This window comes from uncultured Thiohalocapsa sp., from assembly GCF_913063425.1.
Lineage (GTDB): Bacteria > Pseudomonadota > Gammaproteobacteria > Chromatiales > Chromatiaceae > Thiohalocapsa.
The window spans coordinates 1-18,223 of the sequence record NZ_CAJXYK010000007.1; the positions used below are offsets into that span (position 1 = coordinate 1).

Sequence of the window (18,223 nt, forward strand, 5' to 3'; positions counted from 1 at the left end):
ATGTAGGGGACCAAGTCCTTGCGGCTCAGCCCCATCTGGTCCATGCGGAATTCGATCGCGTCGATGGGGTCCGGCGGGTCGATGGGGAAGTGCTTGGTCTCGAAGTCCTCGATCAGCAGGGCGAGCACGTCGATCTCGACGGATTCGGGGCTGTCGGCGGGTGGGTTCTGCTCCATGAGGTCGCTGAGGCGCGCGAGGGCTTGCTGGTGCTCGGCCTCGTCTTGGATGATTTTCAGTTGAGTCATCATCGCGTTCACCTCAAAAGCGCTGTCTGTCGTACTGGGCGTGGGTGCCGACCCACTCGATGAGGACGATGCCGTTCTGGTAGCGCACCTTGACGACCAAGCGGTAACGGTTCCCCCTGATGTTGAAAATCACGCGGTTATCGGCCAGGAAGCTGGCGCTGCGGTAGCGGTCCTTGATGTCCTGGGGGGTGGCCCAGGTTGCCTCCTTCGCTTCGTCGAACCAGGTCTCGAGCGCGCCCTTGGCTGCCGCATGCCTTGTCCAGAACGCCACGAGCTTGTCGCGTCCGAGGATCTTCATAACGGCCCCGATCTATCCCAAAATGGGAAAAGTTTCCGATATTTCCAAGGAGGGATGCGCGGCATTCGGGAGGTCCCTTGCCTGTCGGTCGGGGCGGCAGCCAGGAGCGCGTCGAAGAAGTCCGGCTGGTTCCTGCGCAGGTGGTCAGCGCGCTCCTTGCGTGTGCGCAGCGGGGTCTCGAAGGCGAGGTGACAGAGCAGGTCGAGGGGATCGGCGTCGGACCGACCAGTTGCCGCCGCCAACTCCTTAGAATGCGATGCCGCGTTCTTGCAGTTCCAGGATCACCTCCTCGCGCTGCAACGGGTCGGCCCAGGGAGTCTGACTCCATGGCCCGGATGGCTTCATCGCGCTCGTCGAGCGGCAGAAGCAGTGCCGCCAAGATCTGCTTGCGCCGGTTCGTTGGCAGGCTTGCGGACACCTGCGCCACCTCCAGCGCTTCCGGGTCGAGCTCGGCGAGCGTGAGACCATTCGCGATGGGCTAGGGAGGTGCAGGGAGGTGCTTGAGGAGTCGTGTCGGGCATCGGTTGTTGCTCCAGGGTCGGCGGGATGTTCGGGGCGTAGAAACAAAGTTCAGCGGCGAGCCGGGCTTCGGATGGTCTGCGGTTTGAGTGCTTCATGAGCGCTGTGAGTCAGAGGGGACGGCTAGACCTCGGCGGCTTCCGCGAGGATCACCGTTTCGATGTAGCCGCGGAACGCGCCGACGTCGGTGAAGCACCGAAAGCCCGCCTGGCTCGCCATCGCGATGGTGGCTGCCTCCTCGTTCAGGAGCACCGCCACCGGCTGGCTCAGTTCCTCCTGGAGTCCGTCCGGCCAGGCGAGATCCAGCACCGCCAGCTGGGCACCGGTCTGCGGATCCGCCAGGTCGTAGGCGAGGGTGCCGCGTGGCAGGTCGTGCGCGGCGACCCAGTCGTTGAGCACTTCGAGCTGCGCTTCTTCCTGCTCGCTGCTGATGCCGCCCACCACCTCAGTGGGTTGGGGCGCCGGTTGTGCGCCACCCTGCGGTGCGGGCACCGCCGCCCCGGCGAGCCAGCGCTCGTCCCCGTGCAGCAGCTCTGCCATGCGCCGGTTCAGCTCGGTGGCCAGCAGCGCCTTGCGGGCTTCCAGGAAGTCAGGGAAGCGCTCGATGCGCCACAGGTCCGGGTCCTGCGGAATCCACTGGGAGGCCAGTGCTCCCGGGTGGTTCTGTTCCACCTCCGGAAAATACTGCGCCGGTGGCGTTGCGCTGATGTCCAGGTTGGTGTGCTTGGTCAGGAAGCAGAAATTGGCCAGCGCGTTGACCTGCGGGCGGCTGTAGCCATGGTCGTAGAGCTGCTTCTTCGGGAAGATGTGATGAACCTCCAGCCGGCTCATCCTGCCGAGCAGGTGGGCCTTCAGCGGCAGCCCCGTGCCCCAGTCCTTGGCCTCGCCCATGCGCGTGAGCAGGTACAGCACCGGGTAGAAGCGCGCGCCCAGGCTCCAGCCGGTGAAGTGCCCGGGCTCCGCGGCCAGCGCGCCATGCCACAGCCGCAACTGCTCCAGCAGCTTGTCCAGCGCCCCGTCGCCGGCTTCCAGCGCCTCCAGATCCTTGTCGATGTAGGTCTCGGTGGAGCCCGAGAAGCGCCCCCACATGGCCGCCTGCACATACCAGAAGAGCAGCTTGTCTCGCTCCTGCTCGCTCATCGGGCCATGGGAGTGGGCGGCGCGCTGATCCAGCCAGCGCGCCATCACCGGCACCGCGAAGCGCCCGAAGAACACCTGGTCGTGGTCCAGCCCGAGCCGCCCTGCGATCAGGTTCAGGCAGGTGTCGATGTGCCTGGTGGCCCGCTTCAGGGCGTCCTTTACATCGTCGGCCGTCTTCTCGTGCAGGTATTGGAACCTGGCTTCGCCGGTGAGCACCGTGTTCAGGGAGCGCAGGAGCCAGTCCAGGTTGAAGTGATAGCCGTCCTGCTCCCAGCGCTTCAGCTCCGCCTTCATGGCATCGCGCCCGTCCGGCCAGTCGGCGCAGATCTTCGCGAGCGCCAGGTCGCCCTTGGAGAGCTTGGTGCCGCCGCTGTTGACCCGGTTGAAGATGTCCACCACGACATCGAGCGTCTTGTCGGCGCCGGTGACCTCTTCGACGTGCAGGTGGAGATCTTCATGTGCGTCGGTTCCTCTTCCTTTTTGTTCCGGCGTTGGCCCGCTGTTCAGCAGGCAGCGGGTGTGGTCCGCCGCCGGAGTGTCAACATACGAAAGGTTGTGCAGGCTGCGCGGGAAGCATCGCTCGATATCGGCACGAGGTGCAGCGCGTGTACTGGGGTGCGCCAAGGCGGCGACCGATGCCTGCCGCCCGCGATTGTTCAGGCGCCGTCGTCCGCGCTCTCCAGCCGATCGACCACATCGAGCCCCGCGACGCGCCGAAACCCGTTGAGATTGTTGGTCACGAGGGTCGCGCCCGCCGCGAGGGCGTGGGCGGCAATGCGGAGGTCCATGGCCTCGCGCAGGCGTTGGCGCGTCTTCGCGGGCAGCGCGAGCAGCGCCTTGCGGGCGCGGAGCAGGGCCTCGCGCCGGGCGAGCAGCAGGCTGCGGAAGTGCTGCAGGTCCACGGCGGGTGCCGTCAGCGCAGGAAGGGACCGTCGTGGCCGATCTTGCCGGGGCCGTTCAGCACCCAGATGCCGGCGGAGTTGGCCTTGACCTGGAAGGACAGGTGGCCGTCGCAGTGGATCTCGCCGCCGGTGACGGCGTCGCGGTAGACACCCGGGCGGACATCGCCGATGTCGATGGCCTGGTCCGAGCCGATGGCCAATCCGACGACGGCGCAGCTGCCCTGGCTGGCCAGATCGCGCACGAAGTGCATGCCGCTGCCCCATTCGCCCACGTGGGACATGGCGGCTTTTTGCAGGGCCGGCACGTTGCGGCGGATCAGGTTCAGCCGCTGGATGTGCCGGTAGAGCGGATGGGACTGGGTCGCGCCGATGCGCTCGTCCGTCAGGTGGTCGCCGAAGTAGGCGCGGCCGGTGCTCTCCAGGGTGTCCTTCTCGCCCTCCACATCCTGCGGGGCGCCCTTCATGAACTCGATCTCCTCGCCGAAGTACAGGCAGGGGATGCCGCGGGCGGTCCAGATGAGGTTGTAGGCGGCGGCGGCCATCCAGGTCTCGCCCTTGAAGCGGTATTTGAAGTCGTTGTCGGGGCCGACGTCGTGGTTCTGCAGAAAGGTCACCAGCTGGGTCACGTCACCGTAGATCCAGTCCATGGAGAGAATCTGCCCCGTGCCCTCGAAGGTGCCGCGGGAGAGCGTGTCGCGGAAGGTGCTGAAGAGCCCGAAGTCGAGCTGCGGGAAGCCGGAGTCGCCGCCCGAGTGCGGGTCCTGCGGGTCTGAGCCCAGGCGGGTGTACCACCAGGGCCGAATCTGGCTCGGGCCGTTGTCGCCGCCGCCGAGGTCGCCCCAGCCGTAGCCCTTCACCAGGTTCTCGCCGAAGACGAAGAGCCCCGGCTTGTGCGCCTTCCAGGCGTTGACGTACTCCAGCAGATTGTCGCGCTCGACGTGCTTGACGGTGTCGATGCGCAGGGCGTCCACGCCCATGTCCAGATACCGGTTGATGCTGGCGATGATGTAGTCCTTGACGTTGTCGCGCTCGGTGGCGAGGTCGATGCAGTCGCCGGCGAGGTGGCGCTGCTGCAGCGGGTGCGGGCTCTCCCAGTCGCCGCCGCAGATGAAGCCGTCCTGGTGGTACCAGTCCGGGTCCAGACCCTGGGCGTCGATGCCGAAGAAGCGCCCGGGGTCGTAGCCGGGCTTGGGCACGCTCTCGCCGGTCTTGGGGTCGGTGAGCGGCTCGGTGCCGTTCGGGTCGCGCGCGTGCCGCGCCTGCCACCAGTCCGGCGCCGCGGGGTTGTCGATGTCGTCGCGGTGCGGCCAGGCATAGTTGCCGAGGTTGCCCTGGTAGGGGCCGTGGTCCACCCGGCCCTGCTCGCTGCCCTGGGGCACGTAGTACTTGGTGGGCAGGTGGTCGATGTGCACCTTGCCCCGGATGCCGTATTGGCAGGAGTGATTCACCACCACGTCCTGGATGATCTTGATGCCCTTCTCATGCGCCGCGTCGATCAGGTCCTGGTAGCTGGCGTCCGGGGATTCGAGCCGCGGGTCGATGCGGGTCCAGTCGTAGGGATGGTAGCCGTGGTAGTCGAGGCCGGAGCGGTTCTCCACCGGCGGCGTGATCCAGATGGCGGTGAAGCCTAAGTCCCGGATGTAATCCAGGCGCTGGATCAGCCCTTTGAAGTCGCCGCGCCAGTGCGGGTCCACGGCATTGCCCTGCTCGTCGAAGCGGATGCGGTCGCGGCAGAAGAAGTTGTTGGACGGGTCGCCGTCATTGAAGCGGGCGGTGAGCAGGAAGTAGATGGTCTCTTCGCGGAAGTCCGTGCGCTCGGCGAGCGGGCGGGGCTCGGCATTGACGATGGCGGGCGCCGCCGGCGGAGACGGCGGCTCGTCGGCCGCCGCGGGGCGCTGTCCGTCCGGCGCGCCCGCAGCCGGCGGCGTGTCCCGCCAATGGGTGTCGAAGCTGAACCAGCCGTCGCGCTCCCGCGCCAGGTCGGCGCTCTGGTGGCCCGCCCCGTCGTTGAGCACCAGCCGCACCCGCGTGGTGTCCTCGAAGGTGAAGACATGCCAGCCGGGATGCGCCGGGTCGGGCGTCATGGGCAGGCCCGGCCAGTCGCTGCCGTCGCCCGCGGGCTGGCGGTCCCACCAGTGGATGAGCACCGGCTCGGCCCAGTCGGCGGGCTTGCGGAAGTGGACGGTGATGTCGGGCATCGGGGACTCCGGCGGGGGCTGCTGTACGTGCCTGCCATTGTGCAGCAGCGGGCCGGTGGTGCCGATGCGTGGAGCCCCATCTGGATCAAGCGGAGTGCGATTGACACCCTTTTGCCTGCGGCCCAAGTGCTGGCCCAAGTGCTGGCCCAAGTGCTCGGCTGGACGGCGCGTCAGTCGGAATCGAGCAACTGTAGATCGATGGACCGCGGCGACATCTATGTCGTGTCGCTCGATCCAACGGCGGGGCACGAACAGCAGGGCACGCGCCCAGTCTTGATCGTCTCTCCGCTGGCCTTCAACCGATTGACGAGGATGCCGGGTCAGATCCCCGACGCCGCCCAGTTGCGGAACGCCAGCAGCCAGGACGAGAGCCCGGGGTTGGTCGGCCCACGGGCGCGCAGCAGCTCGGCGAGGTCGATGAGCAGGGCGCGGAATTCCTGCATGGCCGCCGTGCGCTCCGCCGGCTCCAGCGCGGTGGGCTCCACCAGGCTCTCCGCCGCCAGGGAGCCGGCGCCGGCCCACCAGGCGTTGCCGTCGAGCGTGCGCCAGGCGGTGGCGGGGTCGGTGTCGAAGCCGGCGCGCAGTGCGTCCACCTCGTCTGCCCGCGGATGCTCGATGCGGCGCAGCAGCGCCGCCAGCCGGGCGAGCAGGGCGCGCGCCTGCGCACGGTCAGCGGCGTCGTCCCGCCCGGGTCTGTTGGTGCTCGCACGCCGCCGCCTGGCCATGTCTGCCCCGGGCCTCAGCCGGCCGCCGTGAAGGCGCTGCGGACGGCGGCTTCGACAGCCGCCTGCTGGCGCTCGATGTCCGCCACCAGTGCGAGCTGGCGGCGGGCCTTGGTGAGGTTCTCGCCGCGGCGGCGGACGCGGAACCAACGGTCGCCCTGGAGATGATCCGTCAGGAAGCGGATGCCGAGCTCCAGCGGGATGAGACGGATGGCGGGAGCGATGAGGTCGATCTCCGCAGGCGTCAGCAGGTCTTTGGCCGCGTCGGCATAGCCGGCGAGCAGCGCCTCGCCGAGCCCCAGATCGAAGTGCACCGTGTCGGCGCCCGCCTCCCCGGCGCGGTTGCAGCAGGAGCGCAGGCAGTCGCCGATGTCGTGGTGCAGCAGGCCCGGCTGCACCGTGTCCAGGTCGATGAGGCAGAGCGCGCGCTCGCCCGCGGCGTCGAACAGCATATTGTCCAGCTTCGGGTCGCCGTGGATCAGGCGCAGCCGGGTGCGGCCGGCGGCGAGGGCCGCGTCGAGGACGTCCACCAGCGACCGGCGGGCGTCGATGAAGGCCAGTGCGTCGGCGGAGTCGGCGGCGCGCTGTGGCTCCGTCGCGGCGGCATCCAGGGTGGCCAGATAGGTCGGCGTGTGATGGAAGCCGGGCAGGGTCACCGCCAGCGCCGCCGGGTCCAGCGAGGCGCCGAGCCGATGGAAGCGTCCCAACAGGCGACCGGCCTCCGCGGCCTGGCGGGCGGTGTCGAGCCGCTTCAGGGTGCGGCTCGGCTCGATGCACTCCATCAGGCGCCAGACCGCGCCGTCGGCGTCGCGCACATAGGACAGGTGGTCCGCGGTGCGCGCCAGCGCCGGCAGCCGCACCGCGAGCTCGGGCCGTTCTTGCGCCGCCGCCGCCAGCGCCGTTAGGTTGTCCATGATCCGCTCCGGCGCCGGGAACACCTGCCCGTTGATGCGCTGGAGCACGAAGGCGCCCGCCGCTGACTGCACCCGCCAGCTGTGATTGATGAGCCCGTCGCCGAGGGGGGCCACGGTGAGCGGCGCCTGGGCGTTGCCGAGAAAGCGCCGGGCGATGTCCAGCAGCAGGCGCTCGGGCAGGTGCGTTGGGGCAGTGGCTCGGGAATCGGGCATGGCGCGGTTCTACCAGCGGTGATGCGCAGGGGCAACCGCGTGGGGTGTGCAGCCGCCATGGCGCCGCGGGCGCCGGCCCGCAGCGGCGCTGCGGACGCGGGCATCAGAACGGTTGTCGGTACGCCCTCGGCCGGCGCCAATAATTGACAAAAACAGTCAATTGACAAGAATCAATCGTTCGCATCGATTAAAGGTGTCGCGGCAAACGATTAGATCCGTCGTTCATGGATTTCTAATATATGCACCGCGCAACGGGCAAACGCCCCGCAACACAGGGTAAGTCCTTCACTCAACGAGGTATATGACGATGGAAACAATGACCCAGACCGCCCCGACGATGCCCCGCCTCAACGAGCCCGCACCCGCCTTCGAGGCGCCGACCACCCACGGCGTGAAGCGGCTCGAGGACTACCGCGGCAAGTGGCTGGTGCTGTTCTCGCATCCGGCGGACTTCACGCCGGTGTGCACCACGGAGTTCATCGCCTTCGCCAAGCGCCAGGCGGACTTCCAGGCCATCAACTGCGAGCTGCTCGGTCTCTCCATCGACAGCAACTATTCGCACATCGCCTGGGAGCGCAACATCCAGGAGAAATTCGGCGTCGAGATCGGCTTCCCCATCATTGCCGACCTGTCGATGCAGGTGGCCCGGGCCTACGGCATGATCCAGCCGGGCGCCAGCGACACCTCCGCGGTGCGCGCAACCTTCATCATCGACCCCGAAGGGATTCTGCGGGCCATGGTCTACTATCCGATGACCAACGGCCGCTCCATCGATGAGTTCGTGCGGCTCGTCAAGGCCCTGCAGACCTCTGACGAGCACAAGGTCGCGACGCCGGAGGGATGGCAGCCGGGCGACAAGGTCATCGTGCCGCCGCCGCCCACCGCCGAGGCCGCCGCCGCTCGCATGGCAGAAGGGTACGAGTGCAGCGACTGGTACTTCTGCAAGAAGGCGCTGTGAGGCGAGCGCCAGTCCTGTGGGCCGGCCCCAGTGGCCGGCTCCAGTGGCCGGCCACTGGGGCCTGCCGGTGCCGCACTGCCGGGGCCGGCGGTCCACCTCAGCGTCGGAGGGCGACGCCGGCCGGTGCCGCACGGGCTACGGCCGCACGTCGCTGCGTGGAGGATCGCCCCGGCCGAATCCGCAATGCGCCCACAGGCCAGCGCTGGACAGGCGCAGCGCTTGCCCCAATACTCCCGCCGCCAACAGGTGAATTCACCCAACCCAGCCACACGGGAGATCGTCCCCATGCAGAAAGTCATTTCGCTCGCCGCCCTCACGCTGGCCCTGGCCGTCGCCGGCAACGCCGCGGCCGCAGAGCTCACGCCCGAGGAGCAGATCCTCACCCGGCAGGCGGGCTACAGCTTCATGTCCTGGAACATGGGCAAAATCAAGGCGAACCTGGAGGGCGACTTCAGCCAGCAGCAGGTGGCCGCTGCCGCCGACGCCATCGCCGGCATCGCCAACTCCGGCATGGGCGCACTGTACGGCCCGGGCACTGCCAAGGACATCGGCGATGTGAAGACCCGCGTCAAGCCCGAGCTGTTCACCGAGCAGGAGGAAGTCGGCAAGGTCGCACGCAACTTCATCCAGGCCGCCAACAGCATGGCCGAGGCCGCCGCGATGGCGGAGGGCAAGGGCGACGTGAAGGATGCCTTCACGAAGCTCGGCGAAAGCTGCAAAGCCTGCCACGACAAGTTCCGCAAGGACTGATCGGCGGCCCGCAGACAAGCCGGCACGCCGGCTGACGACGCCCGCTCCGTGCGCTGCGCGGGCGGGCGTTTTCTTTTGGGGATTTGTACGCCTGCGGGGCTTCGTGTGTCAGCCCGACCCAACGCCGGCACTGACCGCGCAGGTCTGCCGCGGGCAATGCCGCGACGCCGCGTGGCCCTTGCAGCGTTGCAGGTGGGATGAGCGACAGCGTAATCCGACCATCAACCGGCCCCGCGGTTGCATCGTTGCTGGTCGCGCGGTTGCGTGAGCCCGGGCCGGTCTGGTTGCGCGGACACCGGACAACGGCGTCCAGGCTGTGCGTCTCATCCCCGTCCGCAGCATGGGTTACCAGGCCGGCGCCGGGGGCGGCGGTGGTGGTGGCGGCAACAGGCCGCCGTCGGCCACCCAGACGACGCCCACCGCCACGACCAGCGCCAGCAGCAGCGCCCAGAGCTTGCCGCCCCGGGCGGACTTCAGGGCCGGATCATCCGTGTCCTTCCAGCCGAGCACCATCGGCTTCACCAGGTTCTTGCCCCGCAGCGCGTAGACGGCGATGGCCGCCACGTGCAGTGCCACCAGCCCCAGGATGATCCACAGTCCCTGCCGGTGCAGCCCGGAGAGCCAGGTGCTGGTGCTGCTGCTCACCAGGTCCGCAAGGGGCCCCTCGAAGGCGATGTCATCGTTGCTGAAGAGCCCGCTCCCCGCCTGCCAGGTGAGCACGAGGAGCAGGGCGAAAACCGACAGCGCCCCCAGCGGATTGTGCCCCTCGCCGTGCCAGCGCCCGCGCAGATAGGCCAGCACCCGCCCCGGCGTCGGTGCGAACTGCGCAAAGCGCGCGTACGTGGAGCCGAGAAAGCCCCACACCAGCCGGAAGGCCAGGAGCCAGATCACCGCCAGACCCAGGCGCCCGTGCCACTCGATCCAGCTCCCGCCGACCCAGCCGGTCCAGAGCGCGGCGGCGACGGTGACGAACAACAGCCAATGAAACAAACGGGTCGGCAGATCCCAGACCTTGATGCGCATCCTCGAACGACTCCAGGTGGTTGCGGCGCCGCGGGGGGGCGCCCGGTGCGGGCATTTTGGCCGCTGACGGGGCGATTCGGAAGCGATGGCTTGATGGCCGCGCGCACTGACGGACCGGTTTGTCGATCTTGAGCTTCCATAGTCCAAGACGCGTCCAACTGCGGTGATCACGTTCAACTTCTCCTGCACTGCTGCGGCACGTATACCAGGCTATAATGCAACGCATTGCAACGCGGGAGGTGCGCCAGAATGGGTATGACCAGTGTCCGGATGCCGGACGATCTGATGGAGCGGCTCGACGCCACGGCCGCACGTCTGCGCCGATCCAAGGGCTGGGTTATCAACGACGCTGTGCGCGAGTACCTGGAGCGCGAGGAGCTCCAACAGCATCGCGACCAGGAAACGCGGGAGGCCTTGGCCGAGCTGGAAGCGGGCAGCCTCGTCGACGGTGACGATGTCCTTGCGTGGCTCGACAGCTGGGGCTCCGACAACGAGCTTGAGCCGCCGCGTTGAAGCAACTGCGGTTGACGCGAAGCGCCATGCGCCACCTGCGCCGCTTGCGCGATTTCATCGCCGAACATGACCCTGCTGCTGCGGCCAGGGTCGGCACGCGGCTCGCGAGGACCATTCGGCTGCTGCGGGAACAGCCCGCGCTGGGAATAGCCGTCGACGGTGTTGCCGGTGTGCGGGAGCTCGCCACGGGCAATTACGTCGTTCGTTACACGCTGCGCGACGAGGCCGTCGTCGTGTTGCGGATCTGGCACGGCCGCGAGTCCCGCTGAGCCTGCCCCGCGCAGCGCCTGAGCCCGCCCCAGCGCGGCGCCTGAGTCAGCCCCAGCGCAGCGCCTGAGTCAGCCCTTGATGCAGATCACCGGCTCCAGCCGCGCCACCCGCCGCGCGAGCCCGGCCCGCTCCGCCACCAGCACCACCTCGCTCACGTCCTTGTAGGCGCCGGGCGCTTCTTCGGCGAGGCCGCGGGCGGAGGGGCTGCGCACGACGATGCCGCGGCCGGCGAGCTCGGCCTGCACCGCGCGGCCGTGCCAGCGCTTGGTGGCGGCACGGCGGCTGAGCGCGCGGCCGGCGCCGTGGCAGGCGGAGGCGAAGGCGTGCTCCGGGCCTGCGGTCTCGGCGCCGGTGCCGGTCTGCGCCGGTCCGCCCGCGAGGATGTAAGACGCCGTGCCCATGGTGCCGCCGATGAGCACCGGCTGGCCGACATCGCGCAGGTCCGGCGGCAGGTCCGGGTGCCCGGGGCCGAAGGCGCGGGTGGCACCCTTGCGGTGCACGTGCAGCCGGCGCCTGCGGCCGTCGATGACGTGCTCCTCCAGCTTGCAGGTGTTGTGCGACACGTCGTAGAGCAGCGCCAGGTCGGTGCCGAAGAGCTCCGTGAACACCTGCCGCGCCAGGTGGGTGATGATCTGCCGGTTGGCCAGCGCGCAGTTGATGCCGGCACGCATGGCGCCGAGGTAGTCCTGGCCGAGGCTGGACCGGATGGGCGCGCAGGCGAGCTCCCGATCCGGCAGGGTGATGCCGTGCTGTGCCGCTCCCATGGCCATGCGCTTCAGGTAATCGGTGCCGATCTGGTGCCCGAGGCCCCGGGAGCCGCAGTGGATGCTGACCATGACCTCGCCCCGGCGCAGCCCGAAGGCATCGGCGGCGGCGGGGTCGTAGACCTCCGCGACCACCTGCACCTCGAGGTAATGGTTGCCGGAGCCGAGCGTGCCCATCTCGTGCTGCTGGCGCTGCTTGGCGTGCTCCGAGACCTGCTCCGGGTCGGCGCCGGCCATGCGGCCCTGCTCCTCGATACGCTCCAGGTCCTCCTTGCGGCCATAGCCCAGCTGCACCGCCCAGGCGGCGCCGCCTTCGAGCATGGCGTCCATGCCGCGGTGGTCGAGGCGGATGGCGCCGGTGCTGCCGACACCCACGGGGATGCTGGAGTAAAGCGCATTGGCCAGCTCCTGCTGCACGTCCATGACGGCGGCCCGGTCGAGCCCGGTGTGCAGGGTGCGCACGCCGCAGGAAATGTCGAAGCCGACGCCACCGCCGGAGACCACGCCGCCCTCGTCGGCATCGAAGGCCGCCACCCCGCCGATGGGGAAGCCATAGCCCCAATGGGCATCCGGCATGGCATACGAAGCCCCGACGATGCCGGGCAGGGTGGCGACGTTGGCCGCCTGCTCCAGCACCTTGTCGTCCATGTCGCGGAGCAGCGCCTCGCTGGCATAGAGGACCACCGGCACCCGCATCGGGCCGTGCGGCTCGATGCGCCATTCGGTGTCGCTGACCTTGTTCAGACCCTTGCTTGAACCCTTGCTTGCAGTGTTGGCGAGGCCGGCCATGGCGGAGACCTCCGGGGCAGTGTTGTGTTGAACCTAGAAAGAGCAGTTGACCGCTTCAAAGCACATGCAAATGCCTGAGCCTCGCGGACTTCGGAAGTACTTCTCGCGCCACCATCCGGGTGAACGCCGCTACGGCCGCCATGGCACGCCCCGCGCGGCGCCTGGCTGCGTTACAACTCCTCGGAATAGAACAACTATTCCTCGTCGTTGTGCCTTGCCAGGCACCCCGCGGGACGCACCCTGACGACCGTCCAACCGCTCCTTCTAGGTTGAAGGCTCAGACGTCGACAACGCAGCGCGCCGTCCAGAGCCCGTGCTCGTTGCGGCTGACCGACAGGGCCGTGTAGGTGGCGCCCTTCACCTCCACCGCCGGCTGGTGGCGCTCGCGGTCCACCGGCTCGCCGCGGATGGTCGCGTGCAGCCGGCCGTCGTCGATCTGCACGTCGAAGCCCGAGAACAACATGCGCTCGGTGGCCATGCGGTAGATCAGCGCGTTCAGCCAGTCGGCCAGCAGCAGCTCCAGGTCCGGCGCCTCGCAGTCGACCTCGAGCGCAGCCCCCTGCGCCACCTCGGCCGGGTCGCAGACGATGGCCGTCAGCGCCAGCGCCGCCTGTGCAAAGGCCTCCTCCGGGCTGCGGCCGACGCCTTCAACGCCGATGTCGGCGCGGTGCTCGAAGTGGCGCCAGCCGGGGGCGGAGTGCGTGGGCTCGGGCAGGTCGGATGGGCTCATGGGTGCTGATCCCCGTTGCGCCGCGGGCGCCGGACACCTGTGCCGCCACGGTGAGGCGCCCTCGGCAGCGGCGCCCCTTGCTGCAACTATAGACTGGGTCGGTGCCGTTGCTGTCGGGGGGCAGCTCGTGGCTGCCATCCTGCAGATCGCAGGACGACCTCGTCCTCGGTGCCCTGAGGAAACCAGAAACGGATTCTCCACACGCAGCGCGGTAGACCTCGGCGTCGACGGCAACAGTGATGTTTCTCATGGCTTGGCTCCCGGGTCGGATCACAGTTTCACAATTTCACAGTCCAGCAGGGCAACCATGCTCATGACGCCAAGCTCAGCACCCCAGGCTCAGGATCCCGGGCTCAGGATCCCGGGCTCAGGACCCCAGGCTCAGAAACGGCCAGAGCACCAGGTACAGCACCGCGGCGGCGCCGGCGAGGTAGAACAGGGACTGGAGCGGACGGCGGGCGATGCGCTGCAGCGTGGTCTCGGCGCGGCCGGCGCGGCGCTGTGCCTCGTACTCGGCGGCGAGCCGGGCGCTGCGCTCCTGCTGGTAGGCGTCGATGACGGCTCGGGCGGCGGCCTTGCGGCTGTCGTCCAGCAGCCACAGGCCGGCGACGCCGAAGCCCAGGAAGCCGCCGCTGGTCTCGTGGTACTCGAAGCCGTGCTCGTCCAGCAGGCTGCGCACGTCCGCGGCCTCGTCGTCCGGGACGCCGTTGAGGCGGAAGATCAGCACCGACATCGCCGCACCTCCTGTCGGATTCAGGCCAGAAAGATCCGCTCCAGGGCGCCCCTGGAGAGGTTGCCGCGCTCATCCTCGGCTTCGATGTAACAGCGGACATCACCGGCGCCCGCCGGCAGCTCGGCGGTGACATAGTCCGCCGTCAGCTTGGCGCCGGTCTGGCTGGGGTAGGGGCCGTGGCGCTGCATGGGCAGGCGCCGCTCGCCGCTGGCGGTGCGCAGCACCAGGTCCACGCGCTTCAGGCCGGCGCAGTCGCAGACAAAGGCGTGCAGGGTGGCCTCCCGCGGTGCATCCAGCAGGCAGCCCTGGCCCCAGCGCTTGCCGCCCGGGTTCTCCGGCGTGACCCAGGGCGGGAAGATGGTGGGTCCGGTCTTGTCCTTGCCGGCGGCGAGCAGGGCGTCCACGCTGGGCTTGAGAAGATCGGCGCCCAGGTTGGCGGCGTTGGTCACCTGCTGGTCCCACTCCTGCTGCCCGGTCCAGTACCAGTAGCAGCTGGTCTCTGCGGTGAGCAGCAGGCGGATGGCCTCGGCGAGCCCGGCATGGTCAGGCTCCGCGTCCTCCAGCGTGTGCACCAGGTTCTGGAAGGCCGTCAGCACGGCCCAGGAGTTGAGGTCCGGCGAGTAGGGCTGGTCATAGCGGCTGAACCACTTCATGAACTGCGGGTCGCCGTTGTCGGCGCCGGCCCAGGAGCCGGGCTCGATGTGCGCCACCTGCGCCGGGTCCGGCGGGAAGCGCTGAAGATAGTCCTCGGCGGTGGTCAGCTCGAAGCGCTGGTCCTGCTTCAGCCACTCCACCAGCCGGCCGGTGTTGTGATGGTAATAGCTGTCGGCGCCGCCGCCGTGGTTGTCGCCGTCGGAGTGGAGCAGGAAGAACGGCGGGTGCTCGGGGTCGAAGCCGTCGGTGTCCAGGATGCGCTGGTAGAGCTGCCCCAGCACGTCCGGGTATTGCAGCGCGCCGAAGCCGCCGCGGGCGTCCTCGTTGCCGATGTAGCGCTCGGCGGGGATGGCGATGAGCTTGTGCAGGGTGCCGTCCGGGTCCTCGTAGCCGACATACTCGGGCTTCAGCAGCGACGGCGAGATCTTGGACGCCGCCCAGATGTTGTGCAGCTGGAGCCAGTCGTCCACCGGCGGGTTGGTCTGCTCGGCGGGGTTCGGCGGCAGCATGCCCTCCTGGATGCCGCCGTAGGGATAGTCGCGGCAGGCGCGGAAGCGGTGGATGGAGTCGTAGATGACCGCGTCCACACCGGCGGCGTTCAGCGCCGGGATCATGCGCACGTGAAAGGCCGTCTCCGGCGGGAACAGCACCCGGGACGCCGGAGCGCCGAAGGCGCGCTCGATGGCGTCGCGGTGCCAGTCGATCTGCCGCACGATGTCCCGGGGTGGAATCAGCGGCATCAGCGGGTGGAAGAAGCCGAGTCCGGCGAAACTGATGCGCGGGTTGCCGAGCGCCGTGGTGGCACCTGCCATGCGCCGCAGGGGCTCGTTCCAGCCGCTGAAGCGCCCGCCGCAGAGGCCCTCGTCGGCGCAGCGGTCGAGCTGCTCGATGAGGGAGCCGCTCCAGCTGGTGGACAGGCCCGCGTGCGGCAGCCCGCCGGCCAGGTACTGCTGCACCGCGGCGGGGACGAAGTCCGTGTAGTTGCCGCCGCGGGAGCCGAAGATCTCGTCCTTCTCGCCGTCCCAGGCGTTGCGGTCGGTGGTGTTGTAGTAGGGCTGGTGCATGTGCTTGTGGATGCCGAAGTACAGCTTGACTTTCTGTCCACCGCCCGAGACCGCGGGTTGCAGGGTCGCGGCGGATTGGGCGCGCGCGCCGCTGCCTGGGCTGCCGGCGTCCCGGTCGGCACCGGTCTGTGCGCCCACCAGTCTGATCTCCCGGAAGGCCTTGATCCAGTCGCCGCCGCCGGCGTTGGCGATGTCGGCCCGCCGGCAGCCCTCCACCTGGATGTCCATATGCTCGCCGGTCACGCTGCCGGCCGGTATCTCCGCCACATAGGCCCAGTCGCCGGCGTCGGTCTGCGTGGCCTGGATGGCGGCGCCGTTCAGCAGCGTCTCCCGGCCGGCGGCGCGCAGGATCACCTGCGGGAAGGGGATCTCGCCGTCGGCGGTGAAGCGGACGGTGAAGGGTGGATGGCCGCCGTTGCGGTCGATGGGGAGCTCTGCGGGGCAGTCGATGTGGCGGAGTGCTGTGAAGATGGGCATGGGGCAGGTGCGTGGTTGGAGGATGAGACTCGGCGGCGGACCGGTGCCGGTGCGCGGGGGAGCGCAGAAGCGCCGGTCTGGACAAGCGCCGGTGACAGCTTACGCAAACACGGATGCAGGCGCCTTGAGCCAGCGCGGGTCCGGCTGCACCACTGTGAAAGTCACGTGGCCGTCCCCGGTACGCCGACTTCAGTCGGCAGCCTGGGAAAGACGGACTTTAGTCCGTCGGCGGCAGGCGATCGCCTCCGGCTTCACTGTGCCCGTCCTCGCTGCACCAATCCTCGAAACACAGGCCCCGTCGGCTGCGGGTCGGCTGCGCGGCACAGCGGTGGTGCGCTAGCATGCAGCGCTTCCGGGCGGAGCCCAGTCCGCCGCCACATCGCAGCCCCACCATGACCGCGTTCGAGGACAGGGTCTTTGTGTTCACCGGCGCCACGCTGACACAGGCGCTGGAGGACTGGGTCGCCGAGCAGCTGGCCGCCTATCCGCACCAGGAGGAGCGCATCCGCATCGCGGCGCTGGCGATGCGGGACTTCTTCGAGTCAGAGCACATTGCGCGGCACAAGATGACCCTCGGCAGGGATTCCGGGGGCGAGGCATGACCGGCGGCTGGCTCAACACCGTCGAGCGGGTCGGCAACCGGCTGCCGGACCCATCCACGCTGTTCGCGCTGGGCACGGTCGTGGTGATGCTGCTCTCGCAGATCGCGGTCTGGCTCGGCTGGTCGGTGTCCCGCACCCTGGAGCGCGACGGTAAGCTGGTCACCGAGCCCATCACGCCCGTCAGCCTGCTGGACGCAGACGGTCTGTGGTGGCTCATCTCCAACCTGGTGAAGAATTTCGTCGAGTTCCCGCCGTTGGGGCTGGTGCTGGTGGGGCTGCTCGGCATCGGCGTCGCCGAGCGCTCGGGGCTGCTGCCGGTGCTGCTGCGCCGGCTGCTGGCGGCGGCGCCCGGGCGGCTGCTGGTGCCCATGACCGTCTTCGTCGGCATCCTGTCGTCGCTGGCGCTGGATGCGGGCTATGTGGTGCTGCCGCCGCTCGCCGGCGCGCTGTTCCTGGCCGCCGGGCGCTCGCCGCTGGCGGGCATCGCCGCGGTCACCGCCGGCGTCACCTGCGGCTTCTCGGCAAACCTGTTCCTGACCGGCCTCGACCCGCTGCTGGCGGGGCTCTCCACCGCCGCCGCGCATCTGCTGGACCCGGACTACGAGGTGGCCATCAGCGCCAACTGGTGGTTCATGATCGTCTCGACGCTGCTGCTGACCGCGGCCGGGGCCTTCGTCACCCGGCGCTTCGTGGAGCCGCGGCTGCCGCGGCCGACGGCGGCGGAGATGGCGGCGGAGACGCCGCCCGCGGCCGCTGGGAGCATGGCTGTGTCAGAGGCTCGGGCCGGGGTCGCGCCCGAGGTCTCTGCTGCGGCCGACGCCGTCCAGGACGAGGGCCGGGGCCTGCGCTTTGCCGGCTGGACCTTCGCCGCGCTGCTGGCGCTGCTGCTCGCCGCGGTGCTGATTCCGGGCGCCCCGCTGGCAGGCGAGGGCGCGCGCTTCCCGCGCTGGATGGAGGCCCTGGTGCCCATCCTGCTTATCGTGTTCCTGGGCACCGGGCTCGCCTACGGCATCGGCGCCGGCAGCATCCGGCGCGACCGCGATGCCGTGGACATGATGGGCGAGACCATGCGCACCATGGGGCCGTATCTGGTGCTGGCCTTCTTCGCGGCGCAGTTCATCGCCTGCTTCGGCCACTCCCGGCTTGGTGAGATGCTGGCCGTGGTGGGCGGCGGCTGGCTCGCGCAGCTGGCGCTGGACCCGGCGGCGTTGATGCTCGCGTTCATCGCGGTGGTCATGGCCGGCAACCTGCTCATCGGCTCGGCGAGCGCCAAGTACGCCTTCTTCGCGCCGGTGTTCGTGCCCATGTTCATGCAGGCCGGCATCGCACCGGAGCTGACCCAGGCGGCCTACCGCGTCGGCGACTCCGTCACCAACGGCATCACGCCCTTCAATCCGTATCTGGTCATCATCCTCGCCTTCATCCGCCGTTACCGGCCGGATGCCGGGCTCGGCACCCTGGTGGCGCTGATGCTGCCCTACACCCTGGTTTTTGCGCCCATCTGGGCGGCGCTGCTGGGGCTGTGGGTCGTCGCCGGCTGGCCCCTCGGACCGGGCGGGGGGCTGGTTTATCCGCCGGGCGGCTGAGACAGGCTCGCACCACCGTAAGGTGGATGAGCGCAGCGCCTCCACCGCCTGGCGGACGACGCCCGCGTGGGCCTTGAGCAAGATTGCCTCCAGGCGCGGGCGCGCTCCGCGTCGTCTGGGCTTCCAACCCTGATGGTGTCAGGCCGGGATGGCCTGACT

Annotated in this window: 18 protein-coding genes and 2 pseudogenes; 7 read left to right on the forward strand and 13 right to left on the reverse strand. The window is 69.2% G+C overall.

Features of this window, described 5'->3' with window-relative positions; all coding sequences use genetic code 11:
• The 6 genes and pseudogenes from QZ607_RS05095 to QZ607_RS05115 form a co-directional block, all read right to left on the reverse strand.
• On the reverse strand, positions 1-245 hold a 245-nt coding region (locus QZ607_RS05095), incomplete at its 3' end, for a type II toxin-antitoxin system HigA family antitoxin (RefSeq protein WP_367268154.1).
• Between the two features lie 13 nt (positions 246-258).
• Complete coding sequence (locus tag QZ607_RS05100) at positions 259-543, reverse strand: type II toxin-antitoxin system HigB family toxin (RefSeq protein ID WP_295880388.1); 285 nt, start codon at positions 541-543, stop codon at positions 259-261.
• Between the two features lie 110 nt (positions 544-653).
• A pseudogene (locus tag QZ607_RS25815) lies at positions 654-855 on the reverse strand (type I restriction-modification enzyme R subunit C-terminal domain-containing protein); the annotation flags it as partial.
• Between the two features lie 330 nt (positions 856-1,185).
• Positions 1,186-2,826 (reverse strand): hypothetical protein, encoded by a 1,641-nt coding sequence (locus QZ607_RS05105; RefSeq protein WP_295880390.1) that lies wholly within the window; start codon positions 2,824-2,826, stop codon positions 1,186-1,188.
• Between the two features lie 32 nt (positions 2,827-2,858).
• The gene (locus QZ607_RS05110; protein ID WP_295880391.1) at positions 2,859-3,104 is read right to left on the reverse strand and encodes a hypothetical protein; all 246 of its coding nucleotides are present in this window, start codon (positions 3,102-3,104) and stop codon (positions 2,859-2,861) included.
• Between the two features lie 11 nt (positions 3,105-3,115).
• The gene (locus QZ607_RS05115; protein ID WP_295880394.1) at positions 3,116-5,302 is read right to left on the reverse strand and encodes an alpha-amylase family glycosyl hydrolase; all 2,187 of its coding nucleotides are present in this window, start codon (positions 5,300-5,302) and stop codon (positions 3,116-3,118) included.
• Positions 5,303-5,500: 198 nt separating this feature from the next.
• Between QZ607_RS05115 and QZ607_RS05120 the strand changes: the two are divergent.
• Positions 5,501-5,596: pseudogene (locus QZ607_RS05120) on the forward strand (type II toxin-antitoxin system PemK/MazF family toxin); the annotation flags it as partial.
• Between the two features lie 26 nt (positions 5,597-5,622).
• On the opposite strand, the gene QZ607_RS05125 reads toward QZ607_RS05120, so the two are convergent.
• Together QZ607_RS05125 and QZ607_RS05130 are read right to left on the reverse strand one after the other, a co-directional pair.
• Positions 5,623-6,027: a hypothetical protein gene (locus QZ607_RS05125; protein WP_295880703.1), complete on the reverse strand. Its 405-nt coding sequence runs from the start codon at positions 6,025-6,027 to the stop codon at positions 5,623-5,625.
• 14 nt (positions 6,028-6,041) lie between these two features.
• Positions 6,042-7,151 (reverse strand): phosphotransferase enzyme family protein, encoded by a 1,110-nt coding sequence (locus tag QZ607_RS05130; RefSeq protein ID WP_295880395.1) that lies wholly within the window; start codon positions 7,149-7,151, stop codon positions 6,042-6,044.
• Positions 7,152-7,452: 301 nt separating this feature from the next.
• Between QZ607_RS05130 and QZ607_RS05135 the strand changes: the two genes are divergently transcribed.
• Complete coding sequence (locus QZ607_RS05135; RefSeq protein ID WP_295880398.1) at positions 7,453-8,109, forward strand: peroxiredoxin; 657 nt, start codon at positions 7,453-7,455, stop codon at positions 8,107-8,109.
• A 285-nt stretch (positions 8,110-8,394) separates the two neighbouring features.
• On the forward strand, positions 8,395-8,859 hold the full coding sequence (locus QZ607_RS05140; protein WP_295880400.1) for a cytochrome c: 465 nt from the start codon (positions 8,395-8,397) through the stop codon (positions 8,857-8,859).
• Positions 8,860-9,204: 345 nt separating this feature from the next.
• Here the strand turns inward: QZ607_RS05140 and QZ607_RS05145 are convergent, their stop codons facing one another.
• Entirely contained in the window at positions 9,205-9,882 is a 678-nt protein-coding gene (locus QZ607_RS05145; protein WP_295880401.1) for a cytochrome b/b6 domain-containing protein, read from the reverse strand.
• A gap of 249 nt (positions 9,883-10,131) precedes the next feature.
• Between QZ607_RS05145 and QZ607_RS05150 the strand changes: the two genes are divergently transcribed.
• Together QZ607_RS05150 and QZ607_RS05155 are read left to right on the forward strand one after the other, a co-directional pair.
• Entirely contained in the window at positions 10,132-10,395 is a 264-nt protein-coding gene (locus tag QZ607_RS05150; RefSeq protein ID WP_295880404.1) for a CopG family ribbon-helix-helix protein, read from the forward strand.
• A gap of 11 nt (positions 10,396-10,406) precedes the next feature.
• On the forward strand, positions 10,407-10,664 hold the full coding sequence (locus QZ607_RS05155; RefSeq protein WP_295880690.1) for a type II toxin-antitoxin system RelE/ParE family toxin: 258 nt from the start codon (positions 10,407-10,409) through the stop codon (positions 10,662-10,664).
• Between the two features lie 69 nt (positions 10,665-10,733).
• On the opposite strand, the gene QZ607_RS05160 is transcribed toward QZ607_RS05155, so the two are convergent.
• The 4 genes from QZ607_RS05160 to QZ607_RS05175 form a co-directional block, all read right to left on the reverse strand.
• A complete protein-coding gene (locus QZ607_RS05160) occupies positions 10,734-12,218 on the reverse strand; it encodes an RtcB family protein (protein ID WP_295880405.1) in 1,485 nt (494 codons plus the stop codon).
• A 277-nt stretch (positions 12,219-12,495) separates the two neighbouring features.
• A complete protein-coding gene (locus QZ607_RS05165) occupies positions 12,496-12,948 on the reverse strand; it encodes an archease (protein ID WP_295880407.1) in 453 nt (150 codons plus the stop codon).
• Between the two features lie 367 nt (positions 12,949-13,315).
• Entirely contained in the window at positions 13,316-13,681 is a 366-nt protein-coding gene (locus tag QZ607_RS05170; protein ID WP_295880408.1) for a DUF6164 family protein, read from the reverse strand.
• Between the two features lie 20 nt (positions 13,682-13,701).
• A complete protein-coding gene (locus QZ607_RS05175; RefSeq protein WP_295880411.1) occupies positions 13,702-15,876 on the reverse strand; it encodes a glycosyl hydrolase family 57 in 2,175 nt (724 codons plus the stop codon).
• A gap of 392 nt (positions 15,877-16,268) precedes the next feature.
• Here QZ607_RS05175 and QZ607_RS05180 point away from each other — a divergent pair, with 392 nt between their 5' ends.
• Both QZ607_RS05180 and QZ607_RS05185 read left to right on the forward strand, forming a co-directional pair.
• Positions 16,269-16,478, forward strand: coding sequence for a hypothetical protein (locus QZ607_RS05180; RefSeq protein WP_295880413.1), 210 nt, complete (start codon positions 16,269-16,271; stop codon positions 16,476-16,478).
• Positions 16,475-18,064 carry an AbgT family transporter gene (locus QZ607_RS05185; RefSeq protein WP_295880415.1) on the forward strand — a complete coding sequence of 530 codons (1,590 nt, stop codon included), beginning with the start codon at positions 16,475-16,477 and terminating at the stop codon, positions 18,062-18,064. The genes QZ607_RS05180 and QZ607_RS05185 overlap by 4 nt, the downstream gene beginning before the upstream one ends.
• Positions 18,065-18,223: the final 159 nt, after the last annotated feature.

Coding starts and splice junctions, on each gene's coding strand:
- QZ607_RS05100 (WP_295880388.1), bottom strand. CDS start 543: ATGAAGATCCTCGGACGCGACAAGCTCGTGGCGTTCTGGACAAGGCAT.
- QZ607_RS05115 (WP_295880394.1), bottom strand. CDS start 5,302: ATGCCCGACATCACCGTCCACTTCCGCAAGCCCGCCGACTGGGCCGAG.
- QZ607_RS05125 (WP_295880703.1), bottom strand. CDS start 6,027: ATGGCCAGGCGGCGGCGTGCGAGCACCAACAGACCCGGGCGGGACGAC.
- QZ607_RS05130 (WP_295880395.1), bottom strand. CDS start 7,151: ATGCCCGATTCCCGAGCCACTGCCCCAACGCACCTGCCCGAGCGCCTG.
- QZ607_RS05135 (WP_295880398.1), top strand. CDS start 7,453: ATGACGATGGAAACAATGACCCAGACCGCCCCGACGATGCCCCGCCTC.
- QZ607_RS05140 (WP_295880400.1), top strand. CDS start 8,395: ATGCAGAAAGTCATTTCGCTCGCCGCCCTCACGCTGGCCCTGGCCGTC.
- QZ607_RS05145 (WP_295880401.1), bottom strand. CDS start 9,882: ATGCGCATCAAGGTCTGGGATCTGCCGACCCGTTTGTTTCATTGGCTG.
- QZ607_RS05150 (WP_295880404.1), top strand. CDS start 10,132: ATGGGTATGACCAGTGTCCGGATGCCGGACGATCTGATGGAGCGGCTC.
- QZ607_RS05160 (WP_295880405.1), bottom strand. CDS start 12,218: ATGGCCGGCCTCGCCAACACTGCAAGCAAGGGTTCAAGCAAGGGTCTG.
- QZ607_RS05165 (WP_295880407.1), bottom strand. CDS start 12,948: ATGAGCCCATCCGACCTGCCCGAGCCCACGCACTCCGCCCCCGGCTGG.
- QZ607_RS05170 (WP_295880408.1), bottom strand. CDS start 13,681: ATGTCGGTGCTGATCTTCCGCCTCAACGGCGTCCCGGACGACGAGGCC.
- QZ607_RS05175 (WP_295880411.1), bottom strand. CDS start 15,876: ATGCCCATCTTCACAGCACTCCGCCACATCGACTGCCCCGCAGAGCTC.
- QZ607_RS05180 (WP_295880413.1), top strand. CDS start 16,269: ATGACCGCGTTCGAGGACAGGGTCTTTGTGTTCACCGGCGCCACGCTG.
- QZ607_RS05185 (WP_295880415.1), top strand. CDS start 16,475: ATGACCGGCGGCTGGCTCAACACCGTCGAGCGGGTCGGCAACCGGCTG.